2 rRNA genes (1 of these 2 cut by a window edge) are annotated in these 2,984 nt (G+C 54.1%); both read left to right on the forward strand.

The window, feature by feature from the left end:
- Positions 1-2,736, forward strand: a 23S ribosomal RNA gene (locus B551_RS12920); it begins 145 nt to the left of the window's first position.
- Between the two features lie 126 nt (positions 2,737-2,862).
- A 5S ribosomal RNA gene (rrf, locus tag B551_RS12925) occupies positions 2,863-2,976 on the forward strand.
- Positions 2,977-2,984: the final 8 nt, after the last annotated feature.

The following is a 2,984-nucleotide window of genomic DNA, read 5'->3' on the forward strand; positions in this document are numbered from 1 at the left end:
TCCCACACTGAATCCATAGGTGTGGGAAGCGAACGCGGCGAACTGAAACATCTAAGTAGCTGCAGGAACAGAAATCAACCGAGATTCCCAAAGTAGTGGCGAACGAAATGGGATGAGCCTTGTACCTTTTAGCAGTGTGGTTAGCAAAACGGGATGGAAAGCCCGGCCATAGCAGGTGATAGCCCTGTATGCGAAAACCGCGTTGTGGAACTAGGGGTACGACAAGTAGGGCGGGACACGTGAAATCCTGTCTGAAGATGGGGGGACCATCCTCCAAGGCTAAATACTCGTGATCGACCGATAGTGAACCAGTACCGTGAGGGAAAGGCGAAAAGAACCCCGGGAGGGGAGTGAAATAGATCCTGAAACCGCATGCATACAAACAGTCGGAGCCTGGCAACGGGTGACGGCGTACCTTTTGTATAATGGGTCAGCGACTTACATTCAGTGGCAAGCTTAACCGGTTAGGGAAGGCGTAGCGAAAGCGAGTCCGAACAGGGCGATTGAGTCGCTGGGTGTAGACCCGAAACCAGACGATCTATCCATGGCCAGGTTGAAGGTGCGGTAACACGTACTGGAGGACCGAACCCACTAACGTTGAAAAGTTAGGGGATGAGCTGTGGATAGGGGTGAAAGGCTAAACAAGTCTGGAAATAGCTGGTTCTCTCCGAAAACTATTTAGGTAGTGCCTCGTGTCTCACCTTCGGGGGTAGAGCACTGTCATGGTTGGGGGGTCTATTGCTGATTACCCCGCCATAGCAAACTCCGAATACCGAAGAGTGCAATCACGGGAGACAGACATCGGGTGCTAACGTCCGGTGTCAAGAGGGAAACAACCCAGACCGCCAGCTAAGGTCCCCAAGATTGGCTAAGTGGGAAACGAAGTGGGAAGGCTAAAACAGTCAGGAGGTTGGCTTAGAAGCAGCCACCCTTTAAAGAAAGCGTAATAGCTCACTGATCGAGTCGTCCTGCGCGGAAGATGTAACGGGGCTAAGCCAGTCACCGAAGCTGCGGACGCGCCTTGTGCGCGTGGTAGGAGAGCGTTCCGTAAGCCTGTGAAGGTGTCTTGTAAAGGATGCTGGAGGTATCGGAAGTGCGAATGCTGACATGAGTAGCGATAAAGGGGGTGAAAGGCCCCCTCGCCGTAAGCCCAAGGTTTCCTACGCAACGTTCATCGGCGTAGGGTGAGTCGGCCCCTAAGGCGAGGCAGAGATGCGTAGCTGATGGGAAGCAGGTTAATATTCCTGCACCGTCGTATGATGCGATGGGGGGACGGATCGCGGAAGGTTGTCCGGGTGTTGGAAGTCCCGGTCCCTGCATTGGAGAAGGCGCTTTGGCAAATCCGGGCGCAGGATTCAAGGATGTGGGGCGAGCGGCCTAGTGCTGCGAAGCAATCGGAAGGGGTCCCAAGAAAAGCCTCTAAGCTTCAGTCATACGAGACCGTACCGCAAACCGACACAGGTGGGCGAGATGAGTATTCTAAGGCGCTTGAGAGAACTCGGGAGAAGGAACTCGGCAAATTGGTACCGTAACTTCGGGATAAGGTACGCCCTGGTAGCTTGACTGGCCTGCGCCAGAAGGGTGAAGGGGTTGCAATAAAATGGTGGCTGCGACTGTTTAATAAAAACACAGCACTCTGCAAACACGAAAGTGGACGTATAGGGTGTGACGCCTGCCCGGTGCCGGAAGATTAAATGATGGGGTGCAAGCTCTTGATTGAAGTCCCGGTAAACGGCGGCCGTAACTATAACGGTCCTAAGGTAGCGAAATTCCTTGTCGGGTAAGTTCCGACCTGCACGAATGGCGTAACGATGGCCACACTGTCTCCTCCCGAGACTCAGCGAAGTTGAAGTGTTTGTGATGATGCAATCTCCCCGCGGCTAGACGGAAAGACCCCATGAACCTTTACTGCAGCTTTGCATTGGACTTTGAACCGATCTGTGTAGGATAGGTGGGAGGCTTTGAAGCGAGGACGCCAGTTCTCGTGGAGCCGTCCTTGAAATACCACCCTGGTTTGTTTGAGGTTCTAACCTAGGCCCGTGAATCCGGGTCGGGGACAGTGCATGGTAGGCAGTTTGACTGGGGCGGTCTCCTCCCAAAGTGTAACGGAGGAGTTCGAAGGTACGCTTGGTACGGTCGGACATCGTACCTAAAGTGCAATGGCAAAAGCGTGCTTAACTGCGAGACCGACAAGTCGAGCAGGTGCGAAAGCAGGACATAGTGATCCGGTGGTTCTGAATGGAAGGGCCATCGCTCAACGGATAAAAGGTACTCTGGGGATAACAGGCTGATACCGCCCAAGAGTTCATATCGACGGCGGTGTTTGGCACCTCGATGTCGGCTCATCTCATCCTGGGGCTGTAGCCGGTCCCAAGGGTATGGCTGTTCGCCATTTAAAGAGGTACGTGAGCTGGGTTTAAAACGTCGTGAGACAGTTTGGTCCCTATCTGCCGTGGGCGTTGGAATCTTGACGGGGGCTGCTCCTAGTACGAGAGGACCGGAGTGGACGTACCGCTGGTGTACCTGTTGTCTCGCCAGAGGCATCGCAGGGTAGCTATGTACGGAAGAGATAACCGCTGAAAGCATCTAAGCGGGAAACTCGCCTGAAGATGAGGATTCCCTGGAGCCTCGAGCTCCTTGAAGGGTCGTTCAAGACCAGGACGTTGATAGGCTGGGTGTGGAAGCGCAGTAATGCGTTAAGCTAACCAGTACTAATTGCCCGTAAGGCTTGATCCTATAACCAGTGCGTTTAGCGCGTTCGATACGCGCCGCTGGTATCCGCATACGTGCCATACAGCACAACCCACACGCTACATCCCAATACGCCAGATTGGCCCCAAGCCAGTCCGGCAACCCTTTATGCCTGGTGACCATAGCAAGTCGGAACCACCCCTTCCCATCCCGAACAGGACCGTGAAACGACTTCGCGCCGATGATAGTGCGGACTACCCGTGTGAAAGTAGGTCATCGCCAGGCTCTCCATT

Origin of the sequence: Cupriavidus sp. HPC(L), from assembly GCF_000307735.3 — a bacterium.
Lineage (GTDB): Bacteria > Pseudomonadota > Gammaproteobacteria > Burkholderiales > Burkholderiaceae > Cupriavidus.